Here is a 23,979-nt window from a genome sequence, read left to right on the forward strand (position 1 = left end):
GGACCCCGGGATCATCAGGCAGGAGAACGGGTCAGGCCTGCGGGGCCGGGACCAGCGACACCGCCGCGCGGTCGAGACGGGCGACGGCCTCGCGGATGTCCTCGTCCTCGATGTTGAGCGGCGGCAGCAGGCGAACGGTGTTGTCGGCTGCTGGAACGATGCAGAGCTGCTGCCCGTAGGCCGCCTGCACGACGTCGCCCGCGGGCACGCGACACTTGAGCCCCAGCATCAGGCCCGATCCGCGCACCAGCTCGAACACCTCGGGATGGGAGGCGACCAGCCCCTCCAGCGCCTGGCGCAGCAGGCCCGCCTTGCGGCGCACCTCCGACAGGAAGGACTCCTCGGCGACGATCTCCATGACCGCGTTGCCGACCGCGCAGGCCAGCGGGTTGCCGCCATAGGTCGAGCCGTGGCTGCCCGCGCTCATGCCGCTGGCGGCATCCTCTGTGGCGAGCAGCGCGCCGAGGGGGAAGCCGCCGCCAATCCCCTTCGCGACCATCATGATGTCGGGCGCGATCCCCGCCCATTCATGGGCGAACAGCTTGCCGGTCCGCCCCATGCCGCACTGCACCTCGTCGAGGATCATCAGCGCCCCGGTCTCGTCGCAGAGATCGCGCAGACCCTTCAGGCAGACGTCGGGCACCGGGATGATGCCGCCCTCGCCCTGCACCGGCTCCAGGATGACGGCGGCCACGTCCGGCTCGGCCATGGCGGCGCGCAGCGCCTCGTGATCGCCGAAGGGCACGTGCCGGAACCCCGGCAGCAGCGGGCCGAAGCCCTTGGTCATCTTCTCGGACCCGGCCGCCGCGATCCCCGCGGAGGAGCGTCCGTGGAACGAGCCGGTGAAGGCGAGGATGACGTGACGCTCCGGCTGGCCCTTCTCGGACCAGTACTTGCGCGCCATCTTGACAGCCAGTTCGCAGGCTTCGGTCCCGGAATTGGTGAAGAAGCAGGTATCGGCGAAGGTGGCGGCGACCAGCCTCTCGGCCAGCTCCTCCTGCCGGGGGATGTGGTAGAGGTTCGACGTGTGCCAGAGCTGCCCCGCCTGCGCTGTCAGCGCCTCGGTCAGCGCGGGATGGGCATGGCCCAGCACGTTTACCGCGATGCCGGCGCCGAGGTCCAGGAAGCGTCGCCCGTCCTTCTCCACCAGCCAGGCGCCCTCGCCCGAGACGAAGCTCAGGGGCGCGCGGTTGTAGGTGGGGAGGATTGGCGAGATCATCTCCGTGGTCCTTTCCGTAGGGTTGAGGCGCCCGGCATCGCCCGAAACGCGCGACCTGTCAACGCAGCAGCCCCCTCACGCCAACGTGCATAGGAGGTGAGCGCGGCCTCGTGCTTTCTCCGGGGAAGTCCCAAGGGAGTCTACAATGCGACATATCGCCTTCGCCGCCACCGCGCTCTGCCTCGGCCTGCCCGCCGCCGCGCAGGACGCCCCGAGCTGCCCGCTTCCCGCCGACCGCTATGACATGAGCGCCGAACAGATCGAGGCGATGTACGACTGCATGTCTGCCTACATGATCGAGGGCTACCAGTCCCAAGGCAACGAGATCGCGACGGCCTATCGCGACTGGACGCAGGCCTCGACCCGCCCGGCCGTCGCCGGCGTCCACGGAGAGCGTTTCCTCAACACCTTCGTCAACGACGTGGCGGCCGAGCAGTACCTGAAATATGCCGAGGGCGATTTCGAGATGCCCGTCGGCTCGGTTCTGGCGAAGGAGATGATCGGGGTCACCGACGACGGCGCCGCCCGGCGGGCGCCGCTCCTGATCATGACCAAGGTTGCGGACGCGCCCGAAACCGACGGCTGGCGCTATTCCGGCGTACAGCCGACCGGGCAGGCGCTGAACGTCAGCCAGTCCTTCTGCCACGACTGCCACCAGAACTTCGACGCGTCGGACTCGATGGGCTACCCGTTGGAGGAGGTCCGCGTCAGCCAGTGACGCGCGCCGCCTCAGGCCAGCCCGCGCCAGGCGACGAAGGCGAGGAAGGCGGCCAGCACCGCCAGCACCCGCAGCGCGGCCCCGCCGATCATCGCCGAGCGTGCCCGTCGCCGATATTTCCCCTCGGGCACGGCGGCGAGGTGACGCTCCAGCATGGCGCAGGTGTCGCGGATGCGCCCGGCGTCGAGGTGGCGCGCGGTGGCAGGGTTGTCGAGCATCGCCCGCGCGGCCAGCAACTCGCGCGCCTGCGCCAGCGCCGCGCGGGGCAGACGGCCCCGCGCCCCGGCGAGCTTGGCCTTGAGCGGGCCGGACAGGTGCAGCCGCTCGCCCAGCGCGGCCTCGACCGCGTCGATCCGCGCGGCGATATCCCGATGCATCCCCTCCATCGCGCGCATCCTATGGCCTGCGCGGCCCACTGGCCATCGCGCCGGCGGGGGGATAACCGGTTTCCATGCTGAACACGATCCGCCATGGCGCCCCGACCGACCGTCCCCCGCTCCTGATCGCGCACGGGCTGTTCGGCTCGGCGCGAAACTGGGGCGTGATCGCCAAGCGCCTGTCGGACCGGGGCGAGGTCGTGGCAGTCGACATGCGCAACCACGGTGGCTCTTCGTGGGACGCGGCGCATGGCTACCCGGATCTCGCCGCCGATCTGGCCGGGGTGATCGGCGAGGTGCCGCATGACGTGCTGGGCCACTCGATGGGCGGCAAGGCGGCGATGGTGCTGGCGCTGACGCGGCCCGAGGCCGTCGGGCGCCTCGTCGTCGCCGACATCGCGCCGGTGGCCTATGGCCATACGCAGGCCCATCTGATCGACGCGATGCGCGCCGTCGATCTGTCGCGCGTGGCGCGCCGGTCTGACGCCGCCGCGCAGCTGCCGCAGGTACCCGACGACGGGACGCGGTCCTTCCTGCTGCAGTCGCTCGACGTCGCCGGGAAGCGCTGGGCCCTCAACCTCGACGCTCTGGCCGCCGAGATGCCGAGGATCATCGCCTTTCCCGAGATCCACGGCCGGTTCGAAGGGCCGACCCTGTTCCTGTCCGGCGGCGAGAGCACCTATGTCCGCCCGGAGCATCGCGAGGCGATCCTCGCGCATTTCCCGAAGGCGAAGTTCGCCCGGATTCCCGGCGCGGGGCACTGGCTGCATGCCGAGAAGCCGCGGGAGTTCGAGGCCGCGGTCCGGGTCTTCCTCGACGGCTGACGATTGGCGATGAATGCCACCTCGCCGCCCGATCTGCGTCACCTCCGCGACACAGGGACAGTCTATCGGTTAACCATGGAACCGTTGCTCGATGCTGTCGCCGTCTTCGCCGCCTGCGCCGACCTGTCGGTCGATGTGGTGATGGGCGAGATGTATCCGACCGTCACGATCCGTCAGGGTCCGGGCGTGCATCTCTGCGTCTCGGCCGGGATGTCCGCTTCGCCCTATCTGGCGGCGGGGGCGGTATCGCTCTGGACGCTGTCGCGGCTGCGCCGCGCCCGTCTGCGACGGCGGCTGCGCTGACGGGTCAGGCCGTCAGGCCCTCCGGCTCCTCCAGCCCGTGGGCGCGGCAGCAGGCGGTCAGCGTGTTGGCCAGCAGGCAGGCGATGGTCATCGGCCCGACGCCGCCCGGCACCGGCGTGATCGCGCCCGCGACCTGCACCGCGCTGTCGAAGTCCACGTCGCCGACCAGCCGCGTCCGGCCCGGCTGATCGGGATGCGGCATGCGAGTGATGCCGACATCGATCACCGTCGCGCCGGGCTTCACCCAGTCACCACGGACCATCCGCGCCCGCCCCACCGCCGCGATCAGGATGTCCGCGCGGCGACAGACCGCCGCCAGGTCCCGCGTCCGGGAGTGCGCCACCGTGACCGTGCAGTCCTCCCGCAGCAGAAGCTGCGCCATCGGCTTGCCGAAGAGGTTTGAGCGGCCGATCACCACCGCCTCCTTGCCCGCCATGTCCCCCAGCCGGTCGCGCAGCAGCATCAGGCAGCCGAGGGGCGTGCAGGGCGTCAGCGCGTCGCCGCCGGTCGCCAGCAGCCCCGCATTGGCCACGCTCAGCCCGTCCACGTCCTTCGCCGGGTCGATGCGCGCGACGGTCCGCCGCTCGTCCAGATGGTCCGGCACGGGGAACTGGCAGAGGATGCCGTGGACGGCCCGGTCGGCGTTCAACCGGTCGATCAGCGCGAAGAGCTCCGCCTCGGGCACGTCGGCGGGCAAACGGTGCTCGAAGCTCTCCATCCCGGCGGCGACGGTCGCCTTGTGCTTGTGGCCGACATAGACCTCGCTCGCCGGGTCCTCGCCCACCAGCACGACGGCGAGGCCCGGTGTCACGCCCGCCGCCTTCACGCGCGCCACGTCCGCCGCGATCCTGTCCCGGATGGTCGCCGCGAAGGCCTTCCCGTCGATGATCTCCGCCGTCATTCCAATCTCCCGGCCTCAGCGGCCTTGCTTCACGGGGACCTGCCCCTTTCGATGCTCCGAAAATATGCCCGCCGGAGGCACCGCGCGGGCCGGGGCTCGATGCCCCGGCCCGCGCGCATTGGCGCGACGACGAAGGTCGGCGCAAGGCCTCAGAACAGCCCCTCGACTTCTCCCGCCGCGTTCAGCCCGATCTTTTCGGCCGAGGGCACGCGGGGCAGGCCAGGCATGGTCATGATCTCGCCGCAGATCACCACGACGAAGCCCGCGCCCGCCGAGAGCCGCACCTCGCGCACCGGGACCGAGTGCCCCGTGGGCGCGCCGCGCAGGTTCGGGTCGGTGCTGAACGAGTACTGGGTCTTGGCCATGCAGATCGGCAGGTGCCCGTAGCCGTCCTCCTCCCAGGCCTTCAGCTGGTCGCGGATCTTCTTGTCGGCCAGCACCTCGTCGGCGTGGTAGATGCGCTTGGCGATGGTCTCGATCTTCTGGAACAGCGGCATCTCGTCCGGATAGATCGGCGCGAAGTTGGCCGTCCCGGCCTCGGCGATCTCGGCCACGCGGCGGGCCAGCGCCTCGGAGCCCTTCGACCCGTCGGCCCAGTGCTTCGACACGATCGCCTCGGAGCCCTGGGTGGCCACGTATTCCTTCACCGCCTGCACCTCGGCCTCGGTGTCGCCGGTGAAGTGGTTGATCGCGACGACGACGGGGACGCCGAAGCTCTTCACGTTGCCGATATGGCGGCCGAGATTGGCGCAGCCGCGCTTCACCGCCTCCACGTCCTCGACGCCCAGATCGGCCTTGGCCACCCCGCCGTTCATCTTCATCGCCCGCACGGTCGCGACCAGAACCACGCAGTCGGGTGCGATGCCGGCCTTGCGACATTTGATGTTCATGAACTTCTCGGCGCCGAGATCCGCGCCGAAGCCCGCCTCGGTCACGACGAAATCCGCAAGCTTCAGCGCCGTCGTCGTCGCGATGACCGAGTTGCAGCCATGGGCGATGTTGGCGAAGGGGCCGCCATGGACGAAGGCGGGGTTGTTCTCGAGCGTCTGGACGAGATTCGGCTGCATCGCGTCCTTCAGCAGCACCGTCATCGCGCCGTCGGCCTTGATGTCTCGGCAGTAGACCGGCGTCCTGTCGCGCCGGTAGGCCACGATCATGTCGCCAAGCCGCTTCTGCAGATCGGCCAGATCGGTGGCGAGGCAGAGGCAGGCCATGACTTCGGAGGCGACGGTGATGTCGAACCCGGTCTCCCGCGGGAAGCCGTTGGCGACGCCGCCGAGGCTCGCCGTGATCTGGCGCAGCGCGCGGTCGTTCATGTCGACCACCCGGCGCCAGACGACGCGGCGGATGTCGATGTCGAGTTCGTTGCCCCAGTAGACGTGGTTGTCGATCATCGCGGCCAGCAGGGAATGGGCGCTGGTGATCGCGTGGAAGTCGCCGGTGAAGTGGAGGTTCATGTCCTCCATCGGGACGATCTGCGCATAGCCGCCCCCGGCGGCGCCGCCCTTCATCCCGAAGTTCGGGCCGAGCGACGCCTCGCGGATGCACACCATCGCCTTCTTGCCGATGGCGTTCAGCCCGTCGCCCAGTCCCACGGTCGTCGTCGTCTTGCCCTCGCCCGCCGGGGTGGGGTTGATCGCCGTCACCAGTACCAGCTTGCCGTTCGGGCGGTCCTTCACGCTGTCGATGAAGCTTTGCGACACCTTCGCCTTGTCATGGCCGTAGGGCAGCAGGTCTTCCGCACCGATCCCGACCTTCTCGCCGATCTCCTGGATGGGGCGCTTCTTCGCGGCACGCGCGATCTCGATGTCGGTCAGAGGCATGGTGGATCGGTCCTTCCTTCGCAGCCCGGGCTTCGCACGACTGCTAGCCTCTCGGACAGGGGCGGACTGTGCCGAAATGCGACCTTGCGCGACTTGCGCGCGGCCTCCGCGCGATCGGCGGGCGCGGATCGGAAACGCGGACGCCGATCGTGGTCACGAATGCGCGAGGCGGCGGTCCGCGGGAACCTGTTTCGAGGTCGTTCGTTACCTCCCCGACGCGGCAGCATGGAGCTGCCGCCAGCCAGACCCCAAGCCGGAGCCCCTGACATGACCGCCCCATCGCTGTTCATCTATGCCGGATTCGTCGCGGGGCTGGGCCTCGCCATGATGACCGGCATCGTGCTCGCCTGAGCCATTCCGATCCGGGCCGTGTCTCGTCCCCTAGGACGCGGTCCGGACACTGGGGCGTCCCCTCCGCCCCTGCCTGCGCGGCGCGTCGATCCTGACCTGTCCCTCAGGGGGTCGGCGCGCCCCAGGCGCCTTCGTCAGGCACCGCGCCAGGCCCGCTGATCGGGCACGTGCAGGCGCAGAGTGCCACCCAGCCGTAGGCATCCTTCCCGCTCGACCCAGGCCGTCACGCCGCGGCGGCCCCGCGCGGCGGCCTTGAAGCCGCGCCCGTGACCCGGGGCGTCCGCGTCGATGACCGGCGCGGGCAGATGACAGGGCCGGTTCTCCATGTCCACGACCAGCGTCGCGCCGTCCTCGGCCTGCAGGCGGGAGGATGGTGGCAGATGCGTGAAGTCCGGGATGCCCGAGACGACGACGCTCGCCCCAGCCCAGGACGGGTCGAACCGCGTGACGCCGATTGCGGCGGCGATCTCGGCAAGCTCTTCCTCGGACATCACGCAGAGCTGACGGACGTTCCGGATCTCCGTTCCCCTCGGATGCTGCGACACCACCCGCGAGCAGGAGGGCCGGGTCAGCCCGCCATGCGCCTCGCCCTCGGGGCCCGCGAAGCTGAGCGCCAGGGTCTCGCGCCGGGTGCTCGCAAGGGCGGCCTCGCGGTCGGCGACGACGCCCAGCCAGACGATCCCTCCCGTGATCGCGGTCGGCTTGAGTGCGGGCATCGATGCGGACCTTTCAGGTGGGGCGGGCGCGGCTTCGTGCCCACAAGGCGACGGCCAGCAGGATCGCGGCCGCCGCGCCGAGTTCCAGCCATTCCTCGACATCCCCGAGCTGATCGTTGAGCGCCTGCGACACCTCGATGCCCAGCGGGCGCAGCTTGCGGCCGATCCCATCGAAGCCCTTGGCCACCACCACCCCGACCAGCGCCCCGACGACGAGCCAGGGCCAGCCCCGGCCGGAGCGGAGCGCGCGCCAGACCGGCCCCGCGCCATGCCGGATGAGGCGCAGGCCGGCCCAGAGCGCGAACACGACGATGACAAGGCCGACCAGCTTCTCCCACAGGGGAAAGTCGCCGGTGTAGAAGCGGGACTTGAGGATGCCGCCCGACAGCAGGGACTTGTCCAGATCCATCTCACGCGCGGCGGCCAGCAGCAGCGTCGCCGGTATCTGCCAGTAGCGGCCCGCCGCAAGGCCGGGGGCGGCGGCGGCATAGGCCACGGCTGCACCGAGATAAGCGACGACCGAGGCGATCTCGACCGGGCCGTCCTCGCCGTAGAGGCCGGAACTTCCGCGCAGGAACAGCAGGATCGCGAGGATTCCGGCTCCGGTCGCGAGGACGACGACGAGGACGGGCCGGGGAAGGGTGGAAACTGCAGCAGGCATCCGCGGCGCTTACCACCGATGGAAGCGTCACGAAAGCATCACGAACGAAAAACCCCGGCGCCGCGGCGCCGGGGTCTGTCGTCTCAGGCCGAGGGCTCGGGCTCCGGGCCGGAGCCGATCTCGGGCGGCTTGCGCTTCGGCTTCGTCTTCGGGATCGCGGTCAGGCTGCTTCCGCCGTGGTCAATGCCGTCATCGTCGTCGTCGCGCTTGAGCGGCTCGCCGTTGATCACCTTCATGATTTCCGGCCCGGTCAGCGTCTCGTATTCGAGCAGACCCTGAGCGAGCCGTTCCAGATCGTCGCGCTTCTCGGTGAGGATGCGCTTGGCAGTCTCGTAGCCGGTCTCGACCAGTTCCTTGACCTTCTCGTCGATCAGCTTCTGCGTGGCGGGCGAGACGTTGCCGCCGCCCTGGTAGTTGCCCAGATAGCTCTGCTGCTCGTTGGCGTAGTCGACCATGCCGAGCTCCTCGGAATAGCCGAACTGCGTCACCATCGCCCGGGCGATCCGCGTGACCTGCTGGATGTCCGAGGCGGCGCCCGACGTCACGTTCTCCTTGCCGAAGATCAGCTCCTCGGCGACGCGGCCGCCCATCGCCATGGCGATCTTGGAAGTGTACTTGGTCCAGCTGACGGACAGCTGGTCGCGCTCCGGCAGCGATAGCACCAGGCCCAGCGCACGGCCGCGCGGAATGATGGTCGCCTTGTGGATCGGGTCGTGCTGCGGGACGTTCAGGCCGACGATGGCATGGCCCGCCTCGTGATAGGCGGTCAGCTTCTTTTCGTCTTCGGTCATGACCATGGACCGCCGCTCGGCTCCCATCATGACCTTGTCCTTCGCGCTCTCGAAATCCTCCATCGTGACGACGCGGCGGCCGATGCGGGCGGCCATCAGTGCCGCCTCGTTGACGAGGTTGGCGAGGTCGGCACCCGAGAAGCCGGGCGTGCCGCGCGCGATGATGCGCAGGTCGACGTCGGCGCCCAGCGGCACCTTGCGGGAATGGACGCCGAGGATCTTCTCGCGCCCCTTGATGTCCGGGTTCGGAACCTGGACCTGGCGGTCGAAGCGGCCCGGACGCAACAGCGCGGGGTCCAGCACGTCGGGGCGGTTTGTGGCCGCGACGATGATGATGCCCTCGTTGGCCTCGAACCCGTCCATCTCGACCAGAAGCTGGTTCAGCGTCTGCTCTCGCTCGTCGTTGCCGCCGCCATAGCCTACGCCGCGCGAGCGGCCGACGGCGTCGATCTCGTCGATGAAGACGATGCAGGGGGCGTTCTTCTTGGCCTGCTCGAACATGTCGCGGACGCGGGACGCGCCGACGCCGACGAACATCTCGACGAAGTCCGAGCCCGAGATGGTGAAGAACGGCACGCCCGCCTCGCCGGCCACGGCGCGGGCGAGCAGCGTCTTGCCGGTGCCCGGAGGGCCGACCAGCAGGGCGCCCTTCGGGATCTTCCCTCCGAGGCGGCTGAACTTCTGCGGGTTGCGCAGGAACTCGACGATCTCTTCGAGGTCTTCCTTCGCCTCGTCGATGCCCGCCACGTCGTCGAAGGTGACGCGGCCATGCTTTTCGGTCAGCAGCTTGGCCTTCGACTTGCCGAAACCCATGGCCCCGCCTTTGCCGCCGCCCTGCATCCGGTTCATGAAGAAGATCCAGATGCCGATGAGGACGAGGAAGGGCAGCCAGAGGCCCAGCGCGGACATGAAGCCCGACTGCTCCTGGCTCTCGGCGCTGATGGCGACGTCGTTGGCGAGCAGCGTCTCGGTCACGTCGACATCGGCGGGCTTGATCGTGATCTGCTCCGTCCCGCCGGAGCCGCGGAACTCGATCCGCTCCCCGTCGAGGCGGACCGAGCTCACCGAGCCGTTCCGGACCTGGTTGACGAACTCCGAATAGGGAACCTCCCGCGCCGACATCGACGACTGTCCACCCGAGAAGAGCTGGAACAGGGCCATGACGAGGACGAAAAGGACCACCCAGAATGCGATGGATCGCGCGTTACCCAAGGGGTTTCCTCCGTTTTGCGCGGAACCGGTGCGACCGCGCGTCAGTTAGCAGGCAAGATAGGGATTGCAGCCCCGGGTTCAACGCGTTTCCGTCGGACGGCGATTGCGGCGCATCGCCTCCGCCCGGCGTCCTTGTGGCCATCCATGCACGGAACGGGCCTCCGCGTCACGCGATCCGTGCGGCTTCGGCAAGGGCCGCAGCAGCCATGGCGGCGTTCCGGGCGACCGCAGTCCCCCAAACCTTCGCTTCGATCCGACGGACGGACCGTGCTCCTGCCCGCTACTCCGCTCGCCGCGGGACAAGCTCCGCCCGCCACGACCCCGCCTCGGACGCCAGCGGCGCGGCGACCAGTTGGCCGCCGGACCAGACCGCCGGGGATGCCATCAGCGAGCGGCGCGGCAGCCCGGTCTCGCGCCAGGGAAGGGTCGAGACCGCGTCGCCAAGCGCGCCGATCATGACCTCGGCGGGCGGCGTCCCGTCGTAGCTCAGGCGCCAGCGGCCATCCCAGACCTCGCCCGGGCGAACCGGCTGGGCGGCCAGCGCCGCGGCCGGTTCGCGGGCGAGGCGGAGGTGGTCCGTCCGCCAGGTCAGCAGGCACCCCGCCAAGGTCGTCGTCTCGGCGGCCGCCATCCGCCGCAGCAATTCCTGCTGCTTGGACCGGCGGGGCGGGTGGTCGCCGCCACCGATCTCCCGCAGCCCGGCCAGCAGGACGCGCCGGGCCTGTTCCGGATCGTCGTCCAGCAGGGCAGCCATCCGGTCCCGGGAAATCAGCCAGTCGCCGCGGTCGACCGTCACGATCTGCGACACGAGCCTCCGCGTCTGCGCGTCGAGCGAGTGCCTCGCCATGCGGAGCGCCGTGGCCGAGGCCGCGATCGCCGCCGTCCCGATCCCGAGCTCCGACAGGAGGCGCCGCGCCCGCGCCCGTTCGAACCGCGGATCGGCGTTGGACGGGTCCTTCACGGGGTCGATCCCCTCCGCCCTAACGAAGGCTAGAAGGTCATCCCTTAAGGATGCGTGAAGAGGGCGCAGAAAGACCGTCCCGGCGCGGAGGATGCGCGGCTCCATCGCGGCGAGCCCGTCCAGCCCCGCCCCGTCGGACAGCCGCATCACGAAGCTTTCGGCGATGTCGTCGGCGGTGTGGCCCAGGAGGACGGCGCCCAGACGATGCTCCCGCGCCCAGGCGGCCAGCGCGCCATAGCGCGCCTCGCGGGCGCGGGCCTGCAGCGCAGGGCCGTCGCCGAGGCGCAGCCGCAGCACGTCATGCGGGATGCCGCGTGCGGCGCAAAGGCGCGCGACGAAGGCCGCCTCCGCCGCCGCCTCGGGGCGAAGCCCGTGATCGACGGTCACGGCGCGGTGGGCCAGGCCCTTGGCGTGACAGGAAAGAAGAAGGGCGAGGCTGTCCGCCCCGCCCGAGACCGCGACGCCGAAAGGGGCGTCGCGCGCGTCCAGCCGAAGCTCAGGAGCAGCCAAGCTCCGCCCGCGCCTGCTGCGCCTCGACCGCCGCGGGGGCGGAGGGGAAGCGCGCGCCGACCTCCGTCAGGGTCAGGCAGGCTTCCTCCGTCTGGCCCAGCGTTCCCAGCGCCCGGCCGAGGCCCAGCAGCGAATCGGCCGCGCGGGGACCCTGCGGCGTGCCCGAGAAGCTCTCGAGATAGGACCGCGCGGCTTCTGCGGCCTGCCCGTCGCGGGCCAGCGCCTCGGCGCGGAAGAACTGCGCCTCGCCGGTCAGCGGGCCGGAGGGGTAGGCGGTCACGAAGCGCCCGAAGGCCTCCGCGGCCTCGGTGTTCCGGCCCTGGTCGAGCAGGGCGCGGGCAGCGTCGAATTCCGACTGCTCGCCGACGGCCAGTTGCGGGGCAGGGGCGGGCGCGGGTGCAGGGGCCGGTGCGGGCCCGGGCGCAGGGGCGGGCGCCAGAACGCCGCCCGAGGCGGTCGGACGCTGCACCGGGACCGGACCGGAGGTGACCGGACCCGACCCGACCTGACCGGACCCGACCTGGCCCGCGCCGACCTGACCACCGGTCGCGGGCGCGGGCGTGTCCGCGCCCAGGGGGCCGGGATTCGGCAGCGCGCCGAGGTCGCAATCGGTGGACAGCTCGCAGAGCTGGAACCGCAGATCCTCGATCCGGTTGCCGCCGTCGCGCGCGACGCTCTCGACCCGGAAGGACAGTTGCTCCGTTTGTGCCGTCAGCTGCTGAAGCTGGCTTTCGAGCGCGGTCACCCGGTCGGGGAAGCTTGTCCCCTCGATGCCCAGCGCGGCGGCGCCGGTGGTCGACAGCTCCCGCCGGAGACCCTGCATTTCCTGGTTCAGGACCGAGAGCTGCTGGCGGATGTCGGCCAGCGTCTGGCTCTGGTCCTGCGCCGAGGCGGGCAGGGCCGTGGCCAGCAGCAGGGCGAGGGCAAGGCGCATCAGACGCCCGCTCCGCCGCCGAGCGCGAGCACGGTCACCGCGCGGCGGTTCTGGCTGTAGCACGCCTCGGTCGAGCAGACCTGGATCGGCCGCTCCTTCCCGTAGGAGATGGTGCGCAGGCGCGACGCGGACACGCCTTGGCCGACGAGGTAGTCGCGGGCCGCGTTCGCGCGGCGGCCGCCGAGCGCGAGGTTGTATTCGCGCGTGCCCTGCTCGTCGGCATGGCCTTCGATCAGCGCGGTGTAGGACGGATTGGCCTGAAGCCACTGCGCCTGCGCGGCCAGGACCGACTCCGCTTCGGGCGAGAGCGTCGACTGGTCGACGGCGAACAGCACGCGGTCGCCCACATTCTGCTGGAAGAACGCCACCGAGGAGGGGTCGTTGACGCCGCCCGATCCCGCGCCGAAACCGCCGGCGCCGGTGCCGTCGAAGCCCTGGTCGCTGACGTCGCCCGCGCCCCCGTTGCCGAACATCCCGCCGGCGCAGCCGGAGAGCGCGAGGGCGGAGACGAAAAGAAGTACCTGGATTTTCATGCTCTTGATCCTAGTCAAGCAGCGGACCCCAGCTCGGGTCCGAGGCTGCGGCCGGCGTTGCGGCCCGTTGAAGGTTGCGGCCCGTGATGTCCACGGAATAGAGCGCCGGCGCGCCCTGCGCCCCCGGGCTTTCGCGGGTGAACATGACGACGCGGCCGTTCGGCGCCCAGGTCGGGCCCTCGTCGAGGAAGGCGCCGGTCAGAAGCCGCTCTTCCGAGCCGTCGACGCGCATCACGCCGATATGGAAGCGGCCCGCGTTCTGCTTGGTGAAGGCGATCTGGTCGCCGCGGGGCGACCAGACGGGGGTGCCATAGCGTCCTTCGCCGAAGCTGATCCGGCTGCCCTCTCCGCCGCTCGACGGCATGATGTAGAGCTGCGGCGCGCCGGAGCGGTCGCTCTCGAACACGATGCGGCTGCCGTCGGGCGAGAAGCTCGGCGCCGTCTCGATCGACGGGGCGGTGGTCAGCCGGGTCGAGGCGCCGGTGTTCAGGTCCAGCATGTAGAGGTCGGTATTGCCCCCGACCTCGGCCGAGTAGACGGCGCGGTTGCCGTCGGGTGAGAAGCGCGGCGCGAAGGACATGTTGGTGTTCAGGTCGCCCAGCGTCCGCCGCTGCAGGGTCGCCACGTCGAGGATCGTCACGCGCGGGAAGCCGCTCTCGTAGCCGGTATAGATGATCCGGCGCCCGTCGGGCGAGAAGCGCGGCGCCAGCACGATGCTGTCCGACGAGGTCAGGTACTGCACGTTCGCGCCGTCGTAATCCATGATGGCGAGGCGCTTCTGCCGCGCGTTCTTTGGTCCCGTCTCGGAGACGAAGACGACGCGACTGTCGAAATAGGGGCCTTCGCCCGTGATCCGGCTGTAGACGGCGTCGGCCACCTTGTGCGCCATCCGGCGCCAGCCGTCGACGGTGCCGACGAACTGCAGCCCCTCGCCCAAGGGCGCCTCGGAGAAGACGTCGAAGAGGCGGAACTGCACCACGAGGCGCCCGTCGCCCTCGACGAGGACCGAGCCGGTGATCAGCGCCTGCGCGTTCACCGCCTTCCAGTCGGACCATTGCACGGTCGAGTCGAAGCTGGAGACGCGCGCAATATGCGCGTCCTGCGGGATCTCGCGGAAGAGTCCGGTATTGGTCAGGTCGGCGGCGATCACGCGGGTGATGTCCTGTGCCACGTCGGCGGCCGCGTCGTTGCGGGCGACGAAGGTCGGGACGGCGAAGGGCAGGGGCTCGATGACCCCGTCGGTGATGGTGATGCGCAGCGGGCCGTCCTGGGCCAGGACCGGAGCGGTCAGGCCGAGCGCGGCGATCGCGGCGAGCCAAAGGGCTGTCAGAAGATGTCTCACGCGCACCTCATACGGGCTGGCGACGGTTTCCGCCTTATCGCGGCATCGTCGCGGATACTCAACAAGGACCACGTCATCGTGACCGCATCTGTTCGGGATCGAAGGTCATCTCGATCTCCTTCCACTGTTCGTATTTCTCTTCCGGCAGGTCGAAGCCGTCGCTGCCGCAGCGGATGATCGCCCGGCGCCCGGCCTCGAAGGCCTGGCTGGCCGCGGCGGAGCTTCCCCCCTCGGAGCGGATGAGCCGGATGCTGTTCGTGAGCGGCGTGCCGTCCCGGTTCATCTGCATGAAGATGGTCACGCGGGTACGCAACGCCTCGGCCGAGAGCGAGCCGAGGTTCCAGCAGCGAAGAACCTCGTTAGGTAGCGCGGCGGCTCCGTCCTCGAAACTTGGTTCCTCAGGGGCAGGTTCATCTCTCGGGCGACGATCAGCCGGTGTTGTCAGAATGCCCTCGCTGAGAACCTTTGCCTCCCTACCGGCTGGGAAATCGACGCTGCAGTAAGCAATGCCCAGAAGAAGCACGAAAAGACACGACATGCTATCGTGACCGCATCTGTTCGGGGTCGAAGGTCATCTCGATCTCCTTCCACTGTTCGTATTTCTCTTCCGGCAGGTCGAAGCCGTCGCTGCCGCAGCGGATGATCGCCCGGCGCCCGGCCTCGAAGGCCTGGCTGGCCGCGGCGGAGCTTCCCCCCTCGGAGCCGACGAGCCGGATGCTGTTCGTAAGCGGCGTTCCGTCCCGGTTCATCTGCATGAAGATGGTCACGCGGGTGCGCATCGCCTCGGTCGAGAGCGAGCCGAGGTTCCAGCATTGCGACACCGCGACGCGCAGCCCGTCCCGCTCCCCCTGGGTGAGCGGCGGGCCGGCCGGCGCAGCCGGAGCGGGCGCGGAGGCAGGGGCCTCCGCCGGCGCGTTGCCCAGGGCTTCGGCGAGCGCGCTGGTCGTGTCGATGGCACGCGGCGCCTCGGCGGGGGCCGGCGCGGGCGTGGGGGCCGGAGCGGGCGTCGGCGACGGGGCGGGCGTCGGCGAAGGGGCGGGCGCCTCGGCGGAGGCGACCTGCTGCGGCGGCGCGGGCTTGCGGCCCGGCCGGATCGAGCGCTCGGGCGCGCGCGACGGCGTCTCGTCCTCGCGGGCGATGGCGGTTGCCGCTTCCTCGGGGGCTGCGACCGTCTCGGCGGGGGCGACCGGCTCCTCGACCTCGGTCGGGGTCGGCGGTGCCTCGGCGACCGGCGCGGTCTCGGTCGCCGGTGGCGGCGCGGGCGCGGGGGCCGCGGCGATCCGCGGCGCGGGGCGCGGCGCCGGGCGCTCGGAGATCGGCGCGTCGGGCGCCTCCGACGGGGTGGAGGGCGCCTCGGGCGTCTCGGGGGCGACCTCGGTGCGCGGCGGCGGGACGATCTGCACGGCTTCGGGCGCGGCCTCGGGCGGGGTGGGCGCCGGGGCCTCGGGGGCGGGCGCCTGCACGGGGGGCGCCTCGGCGCGCGGCGCGGGCGGCGGCGGCGCGCTCTCCTCCGGCGGGGCGGGGGATGCGGGCGCGGCGGGAGCCGGCGCCTCGGCGGGTGGCGCCGAGACCAGCGCGTCGAACTCCGCCGCAGAGATCACCGAGACCTCGGCCACCGAGATGCTGTCCTCTTCCGGCACGGGCGGCAGCCAGCCGGCCACCAGCGCCCAGACGAGGACGCCGCCATGGGCCGTGGCCGACAGCGCGACGGCTTTGCGCCGTTCCATCCTACTGACTCTCCGGGGACCCTGTCCCGGTCAGCGTCGGCCCGCCCGGTTCGGTCACGAGGCCGATGTTGCGGAAGCCGCCGGCATTGAGCGCGCCCATCACCACCATGATCTCGGCATAGGGCACGGCGCCGTCGGCGCGCAGGAAGACGCGGTCGCTCTCGCGCTCGCCTGCGATGGCCTGGAGACGCGTGACGAGCTCGTCGCGCGGGACCTCGGTCGAGCCGATCTGGACCACGCCATCGGCGGCGACGGTGACGGCCAGCGGCTCCTCCTGCTCCTGCGGGAGAGGGGCGGCGGCGGTCTCGGGCAGCTCGACTGGCACGCCGGCGGTCAGAAGGGGCGCGGCGACCATGAAGATGATGAGCAACACCAGCATCACGTCCACGAAGGGCGTGACGTTGATTTCGGCCATCGGCGCGGAGCCGGAGCCCCGCCGCCTGCGCCCGCGCGGATTGCCGCCCGAGCCGCCGGGCTGGATGGTGCCCGCTGCCATCTCAGGCGGCGTCCAGCTGGCGCGACATGATGGTGGCGAACTCGTCCGCGAAGGCCTCGTAATTGCCCATGATGCGGTCGGCGTCGCGGTTGAGCTTGTTGTAGAAGATCACCGCCGGGATGGCGGCGACGAGGCCGATGCCGGTCGCCAGCAGCGCCTCGGCGATGCCGGGTGCGACCACGGCGAGGTTGGTGTTCTGGCTGATTGCGATCTGCTCGAACGCGTGCTTGATGCCCCAGACCGTGCCGAACAGGCCGACGAAGGGCGCCGTCGCGCCGGTCGTGGCGAGGAAGGTCAGGCCGGAGGTCAGGCGGTCCCGCTCCTTCCCGATGGCGACGTCCATGGTTCGGTCGATGCGCGCCTGGGTGCCGAGGATCAGGCCGCCGTCGTCGCGATGGCTGCGAGACCATTCGGTCATGGCGGCGACGAAGATCCGCTCCGAGGCGGAGCGCGGCTTGTCGCCGATCTGGTCGTAGAGCTCGTCCAGCGGCTCGCCGGACCAGAATGCCTTGTCGAAGGCCGCCGCGCGCGAACGAGCACGGCGGAACTGCACGATCTTCTGGATGAAGATCGCCCAGACCCAGATCGACGCCGCGAAGAGCGCGATCATGACCAGCTTGACGACGAAGGTCGCGCGCCAGAACAGCGCCCAGATCGAAAAGTCGATCTCGCTGGCGGCGGCCAGCACTTCGGTTTCCATGGACTGCCCCGTCCTCTGCTCTCGGCCGTTCACGGCTCGTGATTGGCGGAGGTGGTAGCAGAATCCCGCCGCCTTGGCGAGGGCCATCCGTGCATAGGCGGAATGTCGCGCCCGCCGCGGAGGGTGTGCGATCCGGGCTGCGGCGCGCTCGGCGGAGGGGCCGGGGGACGCCCCCCGGACCCCCGGCCGCATCGGCGGCTCATGGTCCGAGACCGGAGGTGCGGGCGGCGAGGTCGGAGCCTCCGGCGGGGATATTTGTGGAGGGAAGAAGGCGGGGCACGTGCCGCCCCGGCGAGGAGCGGGTCGCGAAATCGGCGGCGCAGCCGGTGCCTCTGCCGGCCGGCCGGCGCGCGTTCCGGATTGGGCCGCGCGGACCCTGCGTCGTCCGGTCGCGGCTCTGGCAGGGGAGGAGAAGCCGGGCGAGCACCCCCTCGCGCGCGCCGTGCATGGCGACGGTTGCCCTGCTTCGTGGGGTCAGGAGCCCGCGAAGAGCGCCGCGATCTCCGGACCCAGCCGCTGCGGCCGCCCCCGCATGTCCGTGAGCGCCACCGTCACCTCGGCCCGGAACAGCGGCACTGCTTCGCGGGTGACGACCTGGCTCATCACGAAGCGCGAGGGGCGGAAGCTGGTGGCCTGCGTCTCGACCACCAGCCTGTCGTCGTAGAAGGCGGGCCGCAGGTAGTCCGCCTCGATCCGCGCGACGACGAAGACACGGCCCTCGGCGCGCATGGCGGCCTGGTCGATCCCCGCCTCCCGCACCATCTCGGAGCGGGCGCGCTCGATGTATTTCAGGTAGTTGGCGTGGTAGACGATCCCCGCCATGTCGGTGTCCTCGTAATAGACGCGGAGAGGCCAGCGATGCGGCGTCACTGCACGCGCCCCAGCCGCGCGGCGAGGCGCAGCGCGGTCGCCCTGTCCTGGGACATCGCCGGGATCAGCGGGTCGTAGGCCGCGCGCATCAGGTCGGCGATGTCGGGGCGCAGCACCGCGCGATCCTCGATCAGTGCCAGCGGCGAGGCATCGGTGAAGGCGCGGTCCGACCAGAGCAGCAGCGCCTGCACCATCTGGTTCAGCGCCAGCATGTCGGCGGGGACGGCGCCCAGCTCCTCGTCCATGCGCAGGAAGGCGAAGCAGGCCTGGATCGCGCCGGTCCTGTCGAAGCGGAAGATGCGGTACTGGTTGGCCCCCGCCGCGTCGAGGCGGGCGACGAGCGGACCGAGGTCGGGGATCAGCCGGTCGAGGTTGGGCGTCTCGGTCAGCTCGGACCAGTCGCGGATGAAGAACACCATCATGTTGGCGCCGAGTTCCGGGTCGGTCTCGGCCATCTTCTGGCCGGTGAGCACGCAGAGCGCCTCGAGCGCGCCCTTGAAGGTTGCGATGGTGCTGTCCTCGACGCCGAACATGACCGGGGCGATGGGGCGGCCCCAGCGGGCGAAGAGAAAGCTGTCGTCGGAACGGGTGAAGAGGGCCTCGACGGCCTCGGGTGTCAAAGGGGTCATGGACCCGGGGGTGCCATGACATGGAGGCATCGTCCAGATCGGCGCCGCCGGGCGCCGGCGTCAGCCCGCGCGGCGTCGTGTCGCCCCTAGTCCCGCCAGCGCGGCCAGCATCAGGATCAGCGTCGCGGGCAGCGGGATCGGAGCGAAGGCGGCGGCGCTCTCGCTCTCGATGAAGCTGCGGGCCGTGGGCGCGAAGACCGAGGTCCATTGCGAGATGTCGCCGTATTCCCCGTAGGGCGTCGTCCCGCCGGTCAGCACGCCGGCGATCTGCCATTCGCCGCCCCGTTTCACCAGCAGGGGGCCGCCGCTGTCGCCGACTGCCGGCGCGCCCTCGAAGGGCAGCATCGTGGCGGAACTGCCGAAGTTGAAGAGCGTGTTGGACGTGCCCGAGGGTTGTCGAAATCTGCCTCGATGAGGGAGTTCTGGATCTTGTCGATGATGTTGTCGGCGGCCCAGCGTTCTCCGTCGGCGGTGCCGTCGATGGCGTCGGCCACGGCCGATACGCCGTAGCCCACCATCCGCGCGACCTCGCCCACAGCTGCGCCGATGGCCAGGCGCATCGGGGCGATCGTCGTGACCGGCTGCGCGAGCGTCAGGATCGAAATGTCGGTGCCGTCCCAGAACGTCCCGAAATCGGGCATCTCGGCGATGGCGGTGACGTTCCGCGTGAAGGCGGGATTGGTCTTGTCGTCGAAGGTGACGGTGGTGCTGCCCGCCGCGATCGTGTCGGTGCAGTGCCGCGCCGTGAGAACATGCGTCGTCGAGACGAGCGATCCGCTGCAGCCGCGCCAGCCGAGCGTGAGCGAAACGACCGCATCGAATGGCGCTGCAAGTGCCTGCGAGTCGAGCTCCGTCAGGGTCTCGTTGATCGTCACGGCCTGCGCCGTCCCGGTCCCTGCGGCCAACATGGCCGCCACTGCGAATGCCCGACGGATCATGCTTGTCCCATTTCGATGCGGGCGCGGACCGGATCGCGACCGTTTCTCCACGGTGTCCGTCCGGTGCCCTTGCGTCAAGCGGGACTGTTCCCGCGCTGGACCTGCGGGCCCGCCCGCGCTAGGCGCCCCTCGAAGCCGGAGGCCCCCATGTCAGACACCATCACCCCCGCATCCTGGAGCGCGCTCACCACCCTTCCGGGCAAGGACCAGGCCGAGGCGCTGGGCGACATGCTGGAGGAGCAGCTGGAGCCCGACGGGGTCGGCGTTTTCGAGATGGAGGATGGCTCGGGCCTCTGGGAGGTCGGCGCCTACTTCGCCGAGGCGCCTGACGAGACGGCGCTGGCCATCCTTGCTGCGGCCCATGGTGCGCGGCCCTTCACCGTGTCCGAAATCCCTCCGACCGACTGGGTCGCCCATGTCCGGCGAGAATTGCAGCCGGTCGAGGCGGGGCGCTTCTTCGTCTACGGCAGCCACGATGCCGACCGCGTTCCCGAGGGCCGCGTCGCGCTGCTGATCGAGGCGGCGATGGCCTTCGGCACCGGCCATCACGGCACGACGCAGGGCTGCCTGCTGGCTCTCGAGGCGCTGATCGAAGAGGGGGGGGCGCCGTCCTCGGTCGCCGATATCGGCGCCGGGACGGCGGTGCTGGCGATGGCGGCGAAGCGGGTCTTCCCGCAGGCGCACGTGATCGCCTCCGACATCGACGCGGTTGCGGTCGAGGTGGCGGAGGCCAACCTCGCCGTCAACGGCATGGAAGGGGAGGTGGCCTGCGTCGAGGCGGCAGGGTTCGACCATCCGGACCTCGGCGGGCCCTTCGACCTGATCTTCGCGAATATCCTGAAGGGTCCGCTGATCGAGCTGGCCCCCGCCATGGCGCGCGCATCCGGCGGCCATGTGATTCTGTCGGGCCTTCTCAATCCGCAGGCCGACGAGGTGATCGCCGCCTACGAGGCGGCGGGGTTCCGCCCGGTGCGCCGGGCGGAACTGGGAGACTGGACGACGCTGACGCTGGCGCGGTGAGCCCGACGCTCAGCCCCAGCGGATGTCCACGTCGGCGCGGTTGAAGCCGATATCCTCGAGCGACCGCTCGTCGAGGCGGATCAGGTCGGCATAGGTCGCCCGGCGGGCACGGGCGGCGCGGAGGACGTTGCGCAGGTTGAACATGGCTTGGTCCCTTTCATGTTCGGTTAAGCTGCGGGCCCGGTCCCTCGGGCGGTCGCAGCGTCTCGGTTGGGCGAGGGGCCCGGCCCCTCATGCGCCGGGTCAGCCCCAGCGCCTGTCCACGTCGGCTCGGTTCATGCCGATATCCTCCAGCGAGCGCTCGTCCAGGCGGACGAGGGCGGCATAGGCGGCCCGGCGGGCACGAACGGCGTGGAGGGCGTCGCATAGGTTGATCATTGCTTGTCCCTTTCCTGTTGGGCGTTGCTGTCGAGAGGGATATGTGAGCGCTAACGGGCGGCCACAATTGCGGGTTGGGAAAGGCACCCATGACGTGGTTGCATGGAACCGGAGGCGTGCCGGCATCACCGGATGACGTTCCCGCGACGGCGGCCCGCAACCCTCTGAAGCCACACGGATCCATGCCGGGCGCTGGCGTCCTCCGGGCGCGGCGGAACGCGCTCTGCCCGTCGAGGATCGCGCCCATCCCATGGCTTTTCCGCAACGGCTTGCATTCCCGGTCGCGGAGAGGGGCGGATCGCCCATCCGATGGGCGCCAGGCCGTCGGTTCGGGCACCACCGGAATCGAAGCGCCCGCCCTCATGTCGAGAGCGGGCGTCCGGGATGCGGAAGGATTCTAGCGGCGGATCTCGGCGAAGCGCTCGATCTCGGTGCGCTGCAGGCCGATGTCCGACAGCTCGCGGTCGGTCAGGCCGTTCAGCATCCGCACCGTGACCCGATGGTCGTTCCAGGCCACGAGGTTGCCCAGCAGGTTCGAGAAGACGGAGCCGTGGGCGGCGGGGAGGGCGGGGCGGAAGGCGTCGAACGCGGCCATGGGAAGAAGTCCTTTTATGTGCTGGCATCCAGCCCAGGGCCGGATCGAACGGGGGAGGGGCGGCTGTGCAACCGCGGATGGCCTGCAGGTAGGGGGAGTTTTCATTCCGCACAAATATCGCGCAAGCATGCCCGTCATGCGTGCGACGCATGTCTGTCCTCCGCCCCTTGGCCTCGGTCGCCTGCCCGTGCTAACCCCGCTGGAACGAGAGGCGAACATCGAGGCCCCACCATGCGCGTCATCGGCATCGACCCCGGCCTTGCCGCCTGCGGCTGGGGCGTCATCGAGGTCGAGGGCCCGCGCCTGCGTCATGTCGCCAACGGCACCGTGCGCACCGGCACGGGCGACCTGCCGCCGCGGCTGATGCGCCTTCACGCGGAGCTGTCGGCCGTCGTGGCCCGCCACGCGCCGGACGCCGCCGCGGTGGAACAGACCTTCGTCAACCGCGACGGGCTGGGCACGCTGAAGCTGGGGCAGGCCCGGGGCGTCGCCGTGCTGGCCGTGGCGCAGGCCGGGCTGGTGGTGGGGGAATACCTGCCGAACCTCGTCAAGAAGACCGTCGTCGGCGCGGGCCATGCCGCCAAGCAGCAGATCGACCACATGGTGCGGATGCAGCTTCCTGGCTGCGATCCGGACAGCCCCGACGCCGCCGACGCTTTGGCCGTCGCGCTCTGCCACGCGTTCCACCTGCAGACCTCGAACCGGCTGGCCAGCGCCATCGCGGCGGCCAAATGATCGGACGGCTGACCGGACGGCTCGACTGGAAGGGCACCGACCAGGTGCTGCTCGATGTCGGCGGCGTGGGCTATGTCGTCCACGTCTCCGAGCGAACCGTGGCCGAGCTGCCGCCGATCCGGACGCCGGTCTCGCTCTGGACCGAGCTTCTGGTGCGCGAGGACCTGCTTCAGCTCTTCGGCTTCCGGACGGTGCAGGAGCGGGAATGGCACCGCCTGCTGACTTCGGTGCAGGGCGTGGGCGCGAAGGTCTCGCTGGCAATCCTCGGGACGCTGGGGACCGAGGGGGTGGCCCGCGCCATCGCCCTGGGCGACGCGGCGGCCGTGCGGGCCTCGCCGGGCGTCGGCCCCAAGATCGCGCAGCGCGTGGTGAACGAGCTGCGGGGCAAGGCGCCCGCGATGATGCTGATGGAGGAGGCGGAGGCCGACATCGCCGCCGCGCAGGCGCCCACGCCGGTCGCGCCCACGATGGGCGCCGCGCCGCGCGCCCGCGCCGCCTCCTCGGCCCAGTCCGAGGCGCTGTCTGCCCTGACCAATCTCGGCTACGCGCCGCAGGACGCCGCGCGGGCGGTCGCCGAGGCGGCGGCCGAGGCCGACGACACGGCGGGCCTGATCCGCGCCGCGCTGAGGCGGCTCGCCCCGGGGGAGAGGTAGATGGACCGCGACCCGCTGCTCGACCCGACCGTGCCCGACGACGTGAGCGACGACCGCGCCCTCCGGCCGCAATCGCTCGACGAGTTCATCGGCCAGGCCGAGGCCCGCGCCAACCTGCGGGTCTTCGTGCAGTCGGCGCGGATGCGCGGCGAGGCGATGGACCATGTCCTGTTTCACGGCCCCCCGGGCCTCGGCAAGACGACGCTGGCGCAGATCATGGCGCGGGAGCTCGGCGTCGGCTTCCGCATGACGTCGGGGCCGGTCATCGCCAAGGCAGGCGACCTCGCCGCGATCCTGACCAATCTCGAGGCGCGCGACGTCCTCTTCATCGACGAGATCCACCGCCTGAGCCCCGTGGTGGAGGAGGTTCTCTACCCGGCGATGGAGGATTTCGCGCTCGACCTCGTCATCGGCGAGGGGCCGGCGGCGCGCACCGTGCGGATCGACCTGCAGCCCTTCACGCTGGTCGGCGCCACGACGCGGCTGGGCCTGCTGACCACGCCGCTGCGCGACCGCTTCGGCATCCCGACGCGGCTGGTCTTCTATACCGAGGACGAGCTGCACCAGATCGTCACCCGTGGCGCCCGCCTTCTGGGCGCCCCCGCCACCGACGACGGCGCGCGCGAGATCGCGCGCCGCGCCCGCGGCACGCCCCGCATCGCCGGGCGGCTTCTCCGCCGCGTGGTCGATTTCGCAGTGGTCGAGGGTGATGGCCGCGTCACGCGGGAGCTGGCGGATTCCGCCCTGACCCGGCTGGGCGTCGACCAGCTGGGCCTCGACGGCGCCGACCGGCGCTATCTGACCCTCATCGCCGAGAACTACGGCGGCGGGCCCGTGGGCATCGAGACCATAGCCGCCGCCCTGTCGGAGAGCCGCGACGCGCTGGAGGAGGTGATTGAGCCCTTCCTGCTGCAGCAGGGCCTGATCTCCCGCACGCCGCGCGGCCGGATGCTGGGGCACAAGGGCTGGCGGCATCTCGGGCTCGACGCGCCGCGGCGCGAGGGCGACCTGTTCGACTGACGGGTTGTGGCCCGGACGCCGCCGGGGTCTACATCACCAACG

General features: G+C 70.7%; 30 protein-coding genes. 8 read left to right on the plus strand and 22 right to left on the minus strand.

The annotated features are described in order from the left end of the window. Positions 1–31: 31 nt before the first annotated feature. Positions 32–1,219, minus strand: a complete 1,188-nt coding sequence (locus DR046_RS06885; RefSeq protein ID WP_115381280.1) for an aspartate aminotransferase family protein — start codon at positions 1,217–1,219, stop codon at positions 32–34. Between the two features lie 145 nt (positions 1,220–1,364). Here DR046_RS06885 and DR046_RS06890 point away from each other — a divergent pair, with 145 nt between their 5' ends. Continuing rightward, positions 1,365–1,937 (plus strand): cytochrome P460 family protein, encoded by a 573-nt coding sequence (locus DR046_RS06890; RefSeq protein ID WP_115381282.1) that lies wholly within the window; start codon positions 1,365–1,367, stop codon positions 1,935–1,937. A gap of 11 nt (positions 1,938–1,948) precedes the next feature. Here the strand turns inward: DR046_RS06890 and DR046_RS06895 are convergent, their stop codons facing one another. After that, positions 1,949–2,323, minus strand: a complete 375-nt coding sequence (locus DR046_RS06895) for a hypothetical protein (RefSeq protein WP_115381284.1) — start codon at positions 2,321–2,323, stop codon at positions 1,949–1,951. 65 nt (positions 2,324–2,388) lie between these two features. On the opposite strand from DR046_RS06895, the gene DR046_RS06900 reads away from it, so the two are divergent. After that, positions 2,389–3,138, plus strand: coding sequence for an alpha/beta fold hydrolase (locus tag DR046_RS06900; protein ID WP_115381286.1), 750 nt, complete (start codon positions 2,389–2,391; stop codon positions 3,136–3,138). 75 nt (positions 3,139–3,213) lie between these two features. After that, positions 3,214–3,441 (plus strand): hypothetical protein, encoded by a 228-nt coding sequence (locus DR046_RS06905; protein WP_115381288.1) that lies wholly within the window; start codon positions 3,214–3,216, stop codon positions 3,439–3,441. 4 nt (positions 3,442–3,445) lie between these two features. Here the strand turns inward: DR046_RS06905 and folD are convergent, their stop codons facing one another. Together folD and DR046_RS06915 are read right to left on the minus strand one after the other, a co-directional pair. After that, the gene (gene folD, locus DR046_RS06910) at positions 3,446–4,342 is read right to left on the minus strand and encodes a bifunctional methylenetetrahydrofolate dehydrogenase/methenyltetrahydrofolate cyclohydrolase FolD (RefSeq protein ID WP_115381290.1); all 897 of its coding nucleotides are present in this window, start codon (positions 4,340–4,342) and stop codon (positions 3,446–3,448) included. Positions 4,343–4,491: 149 nt separating this feature from the next. Further along, on the minus strand, positions 4,492–6,165 hold the full coding sequence (locus DR046_RS06915; protein WP_115381292.1) for a formate--tetrahydrofolate ligase: 1,674 nt from the start codon (positions 6,163–6,165) through the stop codon (positions 4,492–4,494). A 225-nt stretch (positions 6,166–6,390) separates the two neighbouring features. Here DR046_RS06915 and DR046_RS24585 point away from each other — a divergent pair, with 225 nt between their 5' ends. Beyond that, the gene (locus DR046_RS24585) at positions 6,391–6,516 is read left to right on the plus strand and encodes a hypothetical protein (RefSeq protein ID WP_280652824.1); all 126 of its coding nucleotides are present in this window, start codon (positions 6,391–6,393) and stop codon (positions 6,514–6,516) included. Positions 6,517–6,650: 134 nt separating this feature from the next. Here the strand turns inward: DR046_RS24585 and DR046_RS06920 are convergent, their stop codons facing one another. The 15 genes from DR046_RS06920 to DR046_RS06985 form a co-directional block, all read right to left on the minus strand. Then, on the minus strand, positions 6,651–7,232 hold the full coding sequence (locus DR046_RS06920; RefSeq protein WP_115381294.1) for an MOSC domain-containing protein: 582 nt from the start codon (positions 7,230–7,232) through the stop codon (positions 6,651–6,653). Positions 7,233–7,245: 13 nt separating this feature from the next. Next, positions 7,246–7,893, minus strand: coding sequence for a hypothetical protein (locus DR046_RS06925; RefSeq protein ID WP_115381296.1), 648 nt, complete (start codon positions 7,891–7,893; stop codon positions 7,246–7,248). An 83-nt stretch (positions 7,894–7,976) separates the two neighbouring features. Further along, positions 7,977–9,896 (minus strand): ATP-dependent zinc metalloprotease FtsH, encoded by a 1,920-nt coding sequence (ftsH, locus tag DR046_RS06930; RefSeq protein ID WP_115381297.1) that lies wholly within the window; start codon positions 9,894–9,896, stop codon positions 7,977–7,979. Positions 9,897–10,176: 280 nt separating this feature from the next. Continuing rightward, on the minus strand, positions 10,177–11,367 hold the full coding sequence (tilS, locus tag DR046_RS06935) for a tRNA lysidine(34) synthetase TilS (RefSeq protein ID WP_115381300.1): 1,191 nt from the start codon (positions 11,365–11,367) through the stop codon (positions 10,177–10,179). Beyond that, positions 11,354–12,301, minus strand: coding sequence for a tol-pal system protein YbgF (gene ybgF / locus DR046_RS06940; protein WP_115381302.1), 948 nt, complete (start codon positions 12,299–12,301; stop codon positions 11,354–11,356). Before ybgF ends, tilS begins: the two co-directional genes overlap by 14 nt. Next, a complete protein-coding gene (gene pal / locus DR046_RS06945) occupies positions 12,301–12,834 on the minus strand; it encodes a peptidoglycan-associated lipoprotein Pal (RefSeq protein ID WP_115381304.1) in 534 nt (177 codons plus the stop codon). Before pal ends, ybgF begins: the two co-directional genes overlap by 1 nt. A gap of 10 nt (positions 12,835–12,844) precedes the next feature. Beyond that, positions 12,845–14,164: a Tol-Pal system beta propeller repeat protein TolB gene (gene tolB, locus DR046_RS06950; protein WP_245190840.1), complete on the minus strand. Its 1,320-nt coding sequence runs from the start codon at positions 14,162–14,164 to the stop codon at positions 12,845–12,847. 85 nt (positions 14,165–14,249) lie between these two features. Next, positions 14,250–14,714: a cell envelope integrity protein TolA gene (tolA, locus tag DR046_RS24745; RefSeq protein ID WP_135227266.1), complete on the minus strand. Its 465-nt coding sequence runs from the start codon at positions 14,712–14,714 to the stop codon at positions 14,250–14,252. Between the two features lies 1 nt (position 14,715). Then, entirely contained in the window at positions 14,716–15,903 is a 1,188-nt protein-coding gene (gene tolA / locus DR046_RS06960) for a cell envelope integrity protein TolA (RefSeq protein ID WP_115381308.1), read from the minus strand. Position 15,904: 1 nt separating this feature from the next. After that, positions 15,905–16,399 (minus strand): protein TolR, encoded by a 495-nt coding sequence (gene tolR, locus DR046_RS06965; protein ID WP_115381310.1) that lies wholly within the window; start codon positions 16,397–16,399, stop codon positions 15,905–15,907. A 1-nt stretch (position 16,400) separates the two neighbouring features. After that, positions 16,401–17,099 (minus strand): protein TolQ, encoded by a 699-nt coding sequence (gene tolQ, locus DR046_RS06970; protein WP_115381312.1) that lies wholly within the window; start codon positions 17,097–17,099, stop codon positions 16,401–16,403. A 474-nt stretch (positions 17,100–17,573) separates the two neighbouring features. Continuing rightward, the gene (gene ybgC, locus DR046_RS23940; RefSeq protein ID WP_280652825.1) at positions 17,574–17,969 is read right to left on the minus strand and encodes a tol-pal system-associated acyl-CoA thioesterase; all 396 of its coding nucleotides are present in this window, start codon (positions 17,967–17,969) and stop codon (positions 17,574–17,576) included. Further along, a complete protein-coding gene (locus tag DR046_RS23945; protein WP_209313555.1) occupies positions 17,966–18,598 on the minus strand; it encodes a hypothetical protein in 633 nt (210 codons plus the stop codon). Before DR046_RS23945 ends, ybgC begins: the two co-directional genes overlap by 4 nt. Positions 18,599–18,658: 60 nt before the next feature. Continuing rightward, positions 18,659–18,889, minus strand: a complete 231-nt coding sequence (locus DR046_RS06980; protein WP_167766947.1) for a VPLPA-CTERM sorting domain-containing protein — start codon at positions 18,887–18,889, stop codon at positions 18,659–18,661. Further along, the gene (locus DR046_RS06985) at positions 18,886–19,536 is read right to left on the minus strand and encodes a trypsin-like serine protease (protein WP_115381317.1); all 651 of its coding nucleotides are present in this window, start codon (positions 19,534–19,536) and stop codon (positions 18,886–18,888) included. Before DR046_RS06985 ends, DR046_RS06980 begins: the two co-directional genes overlap by 4 nt. A 147-nt stretch (positions 19,537–19,683) precedes the next feature. Here DR046_RS06985 and DR046_RS06990 point away from each other — a divergent pair, with 147 nt between their 5' ends. Then, the gene (locus tag DR046_RS06990) at positions 19,684–20,556 is read left to right on the plus strand and encodes a 50S ribosomal protein L11 methyltransferase (protein WP_115381319.1); all 873 of its coding nucleotides are present in this window, start codon (positions 19,684–19,686) and stop codon (positions 20,554–20,556) included. 9 nt (positions 20,557–20,565) lie between these two features. Here the strand turns inward: DR046_RS06990 and DR046_RS06995 are convergent, their stop codons facing one another. The 3 genes from DR046_RS06995 to DR046_RS23585 form a co-directional block, all read right to left on the minus strand. Then, positions 20,566–20,700, minus strand: coding sequence for a YjiS-like domain-containing protein (locus tag DR046_RS06995; protein ID WP_115381321.1), 135 nt, complete (start codon positions 20,698–20,700; stop codon positions 20,566–20,568). 99 nt (positions 20,701–20,799) lie between these two features. Then, positions 20,800–20,934, minus strand: coding sequence for a YjiS-like domain-containing protein (locus tag DR046_RS23580; RefSeq protein ID WP_167766949.1), 135 nt, complete (start codon positions 20,932–20,934; stop codon positions 20,800–20,802). Between the two features lie 397 nt (positions 20,935–21,331). Continuing rightward, positions 21,332–21,529, minus strand: coding sequence for a DUF1127 domain-containing protein (locus DR046_RS23585; protein ID WP_167766952.1), 198 nt, complete (start codon positions 21,527–21,529; stop codon positions 21,332–21,334). 231 nt (positions 21,530–21,760) lie between these two features. On the opposite strand from DR046_RS23585, the gene ruvC reads away from it, so the two are divergent. Genes ruvC through ruvB form a run of 3 tightly spaced genes read left to right on the plus strand, consistent with a single transcriptional unit; the run spans position 21,761 to position 23,937 of the window. Continuing rightward, entirely contained in the window at positions 21,761–22,264 is a 504-nt protein-coding gene (gene ruvC, locus DR046_RS07010) for a crossover junction endodeoxyribonuclease RuvC (RefSeq protein ID WP_115381325.1), read from the plus strand. Next, complete coding sequence (gene ruvA, locus DR046_RS07015; protein ID WP_115381327.1) at positions 22,261–22,917, plus strand: Holliday junction branch migration protein RuvA; 657 nt, start codon at positions 22,261–22,263, stop codon at positions 22,915–22,917. Before ruvC ends, ruvA begins: the two co-directional genes overlap by 4 nt. Then, positions 22,918–23,937 carry a Holliday junction branch migration DNA helicase RuvB gene (gene ruvB, locus DR046_RS07020; RefSeq protein WP_115381329.1) on the plus strand — a complete coding sequence of 340 codons (1,020 nt, stop codon included), beginning with the start codon at positions 22,918–22,920 and terminating at the stop codon, positions 23,935–23,937. Positions 23,938–23,979: the final 42 nt, after the last annotated feature.

This window comes from Jannaschia formosa (assembly GCF_003340555.1).
Taxonomy (GTDB): domain Bacteria; phylum Pseudomonadota; class Alphaproteobacteria; order Rhodobacterales; family Rhodobacteraceae; genus Jannaschia; species Jannaschia formosa.